Here is a 6,818-nt window from a genome sequence, read left to right as displayed (position 1 = left end):
TTTTTCAGTCATGAATGCATTGGCAACCAGGGAGCGTAAAATGTCGCAGGCCATGGGCGGTGATGGTCACAGGAGCACACGAGTCTCAGCGGTCACCTGGCGGCATTGGAGGCGTATCAAGCTCAAACGACTGGAATAAAAAAAAAGGATGTAATCCCACGAGAATCGATTGGGGCGGTTGGCCAATAAGACTTTTATGGATTTCAAAGGACTCCACCGTTTCGCTTCCCAAATGATGTTCAATCCACTGAGAAGTCAAATGGAGAAAATCCAGCAAAGGATCGTGTGGCATCATGGGCAAATTAGACCACTCCAAGCCTGATCAGCAAACGAGAATCTTCGCTCATCACGAAGCAGGAGAGAATGGCATGGGCAGGAACGATCTACAGTTGCCGGCGACCAGCAATCACACATTGACTGGTTTTTGCCGAAAAAGGGTAAGCCGGAGGAAGGATGTGCTCGTCATTTGGCTTAACAATGGAGAGAGGCTACACTTATTTATATCTTTGGCAAATGTCAATCTGAAAAAAACCAACATTCGCCGATTCAAACAATCTCATTGGTTTGGCTAAGTAAGATTGAAGACCCCAGGTCCTCAGTAAGCACGTCACTCATGGACCTTACCCCCATTTCACCTCAACAATCTGCCACTCAGGTCGTTTTCCCGCCAAGCATTCACCCGTCTTGCGTTCCTGAACGGCATACGCATTTTGAATCGTGGGCAGCCGTGAAAATTCCCAAGAAACTGTATACCGGGACACGACTCATCCTTGGATTTTTTCTGGTATTTATCTTGGTTCTCTCTTTTGTCCCCTGGACACAAACGATTAAGGCGCAAGGGCAGTTGTCGGCCTATTCTCCCGCAGAACGTCCGCAAGAGATTCATGCCCCTCTTGAAGGCCGTATCGTCGCCTGGCATGTCAATGAAGGTATGGCCGTTAAAAAACAGGATTTACTCCTTGATCTCATGGACGTCGATTCCAAATTTCTGGCCCCGGATCTCCTCACACGGCTGGACGAATCCATTCAGGCCCTGGAGGAAAGGCGTGAGACCACGCTGGCTCGTGCCGATTTCCTGGGCAGACAACTTGAAGAAATGACCCCACTGACCGAGGCCACTACCCGATCGGCCGACTCCCGTGTTCAGGAAGCTTCAAGGCGAATCCAGAGTATGGTTCAGCGCCAGGCTGCGGCGAAGGTCACCGCCCAAACCGCTCAACTGAATTTGCAACGATCCCAAATCCTGGAAGCCGAAGGGTTGATTTCACGGCGTGAACTGGAATTAGCCATTCAAGCCGAAGCCGCCGCTCAAGCTGAACGCAAAGCCAGTGACGCCGGATTTCAGGAAGTGGCCCAATCACGACTGGCCCTCACCCATGGACGAGTGCAAATTGAAGCCGAACTTGGCCAACGCATTCTGAACATTCGTTCCCAAAGGGCAGCAGCCCTTGGAGAGGCGGCTCAAGCGTCAAAAGAGTTGGCGGATCTGGCCTTAACCCGCTCCAATGCTGCCCAGCGGCGAACAGCCAGCCGTATTACCGCGCCCATGGATGGCACAGTGGTCCGCATGGCGCGAGTGGGAGCTGGTGAAATTGTGAAACAAGGTGATTCCCTATTCACCATCGTCCCGGATACGGCCACCCGGGCAGTCGAAATGTGGGCAGATCCGTTAGATGCGCCCCTTCTCAGTCCAGGAAGGAAGGTCCGCCTGATGTTTCATGGCATTCCGACTATCCCACTTCCTTCATGGCCTGAACTAATGGCTGGGACGTTCGATGGCACAATTCTGGTCGTTGATCAAACCCCGGATTCACAAAAACGGTTTCGCTTTTGGGTTGCTCAAGATCCGGAGGCCGTTGCGTGGCCACCGCAAAGTCAGGTTCGGCAAGGTACTCAGGTCATGGGATGGGTTCTGTTGAACCGGGTTCCTCTTTGGTACGAATTGTGGAGGCGTGTGAACCTCTTCCCGGCCGACTACCAAGAACAGTCAATCTATCTTCCAGAGACCTTTCTCCCCAAGGCCGGACGGCCGGGGAAATAATCACGGCTCCAGGGGATGCACGACAGTCAATCCTGAAATTCATTATAAGGAGGGAGAAGCCATGCCACGAAATCTCTTAACACTTTCCTGCCTGTTCGCGGGCGCGGTGCTTGTCGTATCTCCTCTACCCGATACATTTGCTCTGGAGACCACCTCTTTCCAATACGAGGCGGCCACCCGACCGCTTCGCTTAGAAGCCGTGCTGTCGCTGGTTGAGACACAACATCCGTTGTTGCATGGGAGCCGGACTGAAAAACTAGAAGCGCAAGGGAAATTACTGAAAGCTCTTGGTGCTTTTGAACCCATCCTGGTTAATGATTTTGAAGTTGAGCGTCTGGTCAAAGATGGTCAAACTAAGAGTGTAGGCTTCAACGACACCATGATTCAGATGCGACATTCCTCGGGGCTTCGAGGTTTTGCCGGATGGCGAACAGGCATAGGAGATGTGGAGGTGGCTGATCTTGGAGTGAACCAGACCAATCAACCCCTTTTAGGCCTCGTGCTGCCATTATTACGAGGATTGGGTACCAATCCGGAACAGGGTGAATTGGAAAAATCCAAACTGGCAGAACAGGAAGCCACTCTGAATATTCAACAAACCCGCCAAGATCTATATTTGGGTGCTGCCACACAATATTGGAAATGGGTGGCCGCCTGGAAAGCTGTGGATTTGCGCCAACAAGCCTTGGAAGTGGCCAAAGTCCGTCTGCAACAACTTAGCCGACAGGCTGAAACCGGTGCCGTGGCAGAATTCGATGTCACCGAAGCCCACCAGGAAGTTCAACGCCGACTGGAGAATGTCATTAAAGCCAAACGGGAAGCCGAACAGGAACAGTTCAAGCTGTCCCTATTTGTCTGGGACCATGGTGCCCCGATGGCCTTCAATCTTCAGACGGTCCCCGATTTTCCTCCTGTCACTTCGACTTCGGGTATCCCAACTCGGGAAACCGATGTCGGTCTGGCACAACAACGCCGGCCGGAAATCCTTCACATTACACTTGAAGCGGCCAGAAATCATATTGATCTGGGTGTCGCCAAAAATAATTTGCTCCCTGATCTTCTGGCAGAGGCTGAACCAACCAGGAAACCGGGAGAATTTGTGCTCGGTTTGGGTTACCGGTTCGGGCTCCAACTCAGCTTTCCCTTCTTACAAAAAGGTGCAACCGGCCAACAGCTTCAACTGAAAGCCAAGGCAGAGCGATTACTGTGGGATCAACAGTACCGAATGCAGCAGGTGGCGCTGGATATCGATAATGCCAACTCGGCCATATTACGGGCGGAAGAACGAATGCAGGCAGCATCTCAAGCCCTCATTTACGCCCGCTCCCTTGTGAAAGGCGAAAGAACGCGATTTCAGGTGGGGGCCACCAATTTACTTTTTGTGAATCTTCGGGAACGAAATGTGGTGGATGCGGAAGTCATCTACATCCAGACCCAAGCCGACTATCATCAGGCCCAAGCCTTTTACCAATGGGCCATCGGTCATTGGACCCAGCCCGTGGCTTAGCCACCAACAAGAACCGATGTATTCTCAATGATATCAACCGAGTCAGACCGGAGCATGAATAAAGAAGTCCTTCAGCATGTGGGCGTATTTCTGAAACAGGAGCGCCAACTTCTTCTTACGATTCTCATGTATTCGGTGGCGGTTGGAATGTTTTCCCTTATTATTCCCATTACGGTCCAGGAACTGGTGAATACCTTCGCGTTGGCTATCCAACCGATAATGGTTGTCACACTGGTCAGCATTATGGCCGGGGTCCTCGCCTTTGTCGGAGTGTTCAAGGTCCTTCAATTTTATGCCACGGATCTTCTTGAACGGCGAATTTTTGTTCGCCTGACCCTGGCATTTGCCCGAACATTTCCCTCGATACAAGAAACACATTTCCGCGGCGAATACGCCAGTCGGTTTTTTGAAATTATCTTTATGCAACGTGCCATTGCCGCTTTATTGGTAGACCTCACCAACGTGGTGGTTGGCGGATTTATTGGCATGATGTTGCTTGTCCTGTATCACCCGTACTTTCTGGTTTTTGATCTTCTCCTTCTTCTCACTGTCGGAATCATCGTCGTATTGGGCCAAGGGGGACTCCAGACCACTCTGCACATGTCAGAAACCAAATATGCCACCTATCATTGGTTTCAGGAGGTGGCCGACAATCTCAGTCACTTTAAGGCCAGCCAGAGCCGTGATCTCATCCTTCAGAAAGCTGATTCCCTGGCTCATGCCTATGTGCATGCAAGAGAGTCCCGACTCCGGGTGCTTATGCGACAATACATTGGGTCTGTCTCTCTTCAAGTGCTTCTCCACACCGGTCTGTTGGGAACTGCAGGCTGGCTGTTGAGTAAAGGAGAGTTGACCTTAGGGCAATTAGTCGCTGCGGAAGTTATCATTGCCACACTTCTTCTCAATTTGGACTCGGTCGTCAAACGTACCTATGTGGTTTTTTATTTTTTTACCGCGTTAACCGAGATCCATCATATTTTTTCTCTTCCCAAAGACCATCAAACTTCAGCTCAGTTTGTCAGTCTGCCCGAGCTTTCATCCCAAGGTCTCGGGCTTTCCGTCTCCCAAGTTAGCGGATTGCCTCCCCCATGGCCCCATGCCTTTGAACTCACCGTCGATCTGAAGCCTGGAGAAAAATGGGCAATGGTCACCGGAACGGAATCCCAACGATTAAAGGTTTCCAGACTCTTAGCGGGGTTGGATGATCCACCACATGGAACAATTCGCTACAACGGAATTAATATTCGTGACCTTCATCCTGACGCCGTGAATGGGATGCGTGGTCTGGTGTTGAGTAGAGATTTGACACTTTTTGAAGCCACGTTTTTGGAAAACATCACATTAGGACGAAAGGACCTCTCAACCGAGGATTTACTGTGGGTCCTGAATTTCGTTGATTTGCAGAAGGAAATGGAACATTTCCCGAATGGCTTGCAAACGATGGTTCAATATGGTGGAAAAAACTTTTCTCCCAGCCAGACTATTCAAATTTTATTGGCTCGGGCTCTGATTGTTCGTCCCAAGTTGCTTATTGTCGATGGCGGTCTTCATGAAATCTCCGCTCCACAACGAGAGACCATTCTCTCCAGAATTTGTGCGCCGGAATGTCCGTGGACGATGGTCATTGTCACAACCGATCCCAATATCAAATCGTTTGTCCAGCAAAGTTTCCCGCTACGCTAACGTGTGATTGAGGGATGTTGCCCACACAAGAGAAGGGATGAAGCATGGTCTTCACAGTAGAATTTGGCTGAGCATGGGCAGGAAGCAGGTCCGCTCGTTAACGAACCGCTGCACAGGTGTTCGAGGCCCGGATAATGGTAGGAAGATCTTAGAGTCACGGGGTTGACTGGGACACCAGGTTTATGTGCCGCCTGCATTGGCGCGATAATCGAGAACTCGTTTTGTCCGTTTACCGGTACTCTCAACCATTCGTTCGGAAGGAGAAAAGTTTTTTGCCACCGACATTCTGGTGTGTCGAGGCGGCCTCACTTTTCCCCGGCAGTAAATCGATCCCGCCGACTCACGGCAACATCGGAGACGAACATGGAACCGGAGTGACGATTAAAGAGTGGGCCCAGGCCGGCAAGAATGGGTTCCACCTTTTCCTCGGGAACCACCGTGAACACCATGACCTCGCTGTTGGTATCATTGAACATCAGATGGCCCTCATGAAAACCATGATGACCTTTTCCAGAAATATTGCTGATGACGGTGTATCCGGTTGCTTTCACTTTGTCCAATAAGTCACACACAAATCTCAGGTGTTCCCCCTCGATAATGATCTTAATTTCCTTCATTGGATGAAGAATGAAACCGCTCATGGCTTGCGTACTCCTTCTATGAGGTCAAAGTGTTTGTAAGAAATGTTCACGGAGTTGTTTGAGAAACGGCGCTCCAACCTTGTTTGGGTACATAGTGGTAAAATGCCCCTTCCTCCGGTTCCACCGCCACTAGGTGGACCCAGTGGCCATCAAAAAATCGTCGAAGAATTTCATTCTTTTGGATCAGCATGCTGATACGATCACGTGGAGCTTCCACAATGTAGAGCGGGCGCATGGCTTCATGATAGGGACGTTCACCATCCATGACCGTCTGCCAAGGGAGTCCGACCCGCAAATCACTTTGTGTGCCGAACATGACCCCAATCCGTCCCGTCACGTTATGATACATTTTGCTGCCGCTTCCATAGACTTCCGGATCCACTGTGGACAAGTAATGTTCCATGCTGATCCATTGGACGACCACTCCCGGTGCGGTCAGGATGATCTGTAGATATTTGCCGGTGGGATCAATTTGATAATCATATGAGTGTAAAAAGGTCCGCCCTTCCAAATTGAGGCCTTTGGTCAGACTGTGGCGCCCGATAATCAATGCCGCATTTCTCGACAGCCCCCATTCCGGCCGAACTTGCGACCAGTCAAGACTTCGTTTTTTGACTTCACGCGCGGCCTTATCCGCTGAAAGAGGCCCCTGGATATCGGGAAACTGGCCGCAGCGTTCCAGGCTATTCTGTCGCCCCGCTTCCTCGAGATCATGTATCAACTGTGATAATTGCCGGCGATGGGTCGAAGGAACATCTTCCAAATCAAAGAGTTGGGTGGCATCCGTCGCGGTGTCAACCTCACCTGCCAGAAAATAGGTGTCGGGTGGAATCGAGATTCCGTGTTGCCCGAGGAGTTCTCTGACATCAGGCTTATTGGCCATGGCCGCAAACGTGCGGGCGTTGGGCATTCCATGATTGCCACCACAGGCTCCGCAATCGAGTGC

Annotated in this window: 5 protein-coding genes; 3 read left to right on the top strand and 2 right to left on the bottom strand. The window is 50.9% G+C overall.

Features of this window, described 5'->3' with window-relative positions:
• Window positions 1-613 precede the first annotated feature (613 nt).
• From AAH187_RS14840 to AAH187_RS14830, 3 genes are all read left to right on the top strand, one after another.
• Window positions 614-2,041, top strand: coding sequence for an HlyD family efflux transporter periplasmic adaptor subunit (locus AAH187_RS14840; protein WP_342349249.1), 1,428 nt, complete (start codon window positions 614-616; stop codon window positions 2,039-2,041).
• A gap of 61 nt (window positions 2,042-2,102) precedes the next feature.
• Window positions 2,103-3,548, top strand: a complete 1,446-nt coding sequence (locus AAH187_RS14835) for a TolC family protein (protein WP_342349248.1) — start codon at window positions 2,103-2,105, stop codon at window positions 3,546-3,548.
• A 54-nt stretch (window positions 3,549-3,602) separates the two neighbouring features.
• Window positions 3,603-5,231, top strand: a complete 1,629-nt coding sequence (locus AAH187_RS14830) for an ATP-binding cassette domain-containing protein (RefSeq protein WP_342349247.1) — start codon at window positions 3,603-3,605, stop codon at window positions 5,229-5,231.
• Between the two features lie 305 nt (window positions 5,232-5,536).
• Here AAH187_RS14830 and AAH187_RS14825 read toward each other — a convergent pair whose 3' ends face one another.
• Together AAH187_RS14825 and AAH187_RS14820 are read right to left on the bottom strand one after the other, a co-directional pair.
• Window positions 5,537-5,872, bottom strand: coding sequence for a P-II family nitrogen regulator (locus tag AAH187_RS14825; protein ID WP_342349246.1), 336 nt, complete (start codon window positions 5,870-5,872; stop codon window positions 5,537-5,539).
• Window positions 5,873-5,918: 46 nt separating this feature from the next.
• The coding region (locus AAH187_RS14820; RefSeq protein ID WP_342349245.1) for a putative inorganic carbon transporter subunit DabA at window positions 5,919-6,818 on the bottom strand (900 nt) is incomplete at its 5' end.

Source organism: uncultured Nitrospira sp. (assembly GCA_902500695.1).
Taxonomy (GTDB): Bacteria; Nitrospirota; Nitrospiria; order Nitrospirales; family UBA8639; genus Nitrospira_E.
The sequence above is the reverse complement of the archived record's forward strand: the minus strand, read 5'-3'. Positions and strand labels throughout refer to the sequence as shown.

Bases quoted from the DNA above. Each gene is read 5' to 3' on its own strand.
- AAH187_RS14840 (WP_342349249.1), top strand. From the start codon at position 614: ATGGACCTTACCCCCATTTCACCTCAACAATCTGCCACTCAGGTCGTT.
- AAH187_RS14835 (WP_342349248.1), top strand. From the start codon at position 2,103: ATGCCACGAAATCTCTTAACACTTTCCTGCCTGTTCGCGGGCGCGGTG.
- AAH187_RS14830 (WP_342349247.1), top strand. From the start codon at position 3,603: ATGAATAAAGAAGTCCTTCAGCATGTGGGCGTATTTCTGAAACAGGAG.
- AAH187_RS14825 (WP_342349246.1), bottom strand. From the start codon at position 5,872: ATGAGCGGTTTCATTCTTCATCCAATGAAGGAAATTAAGATCATTATC.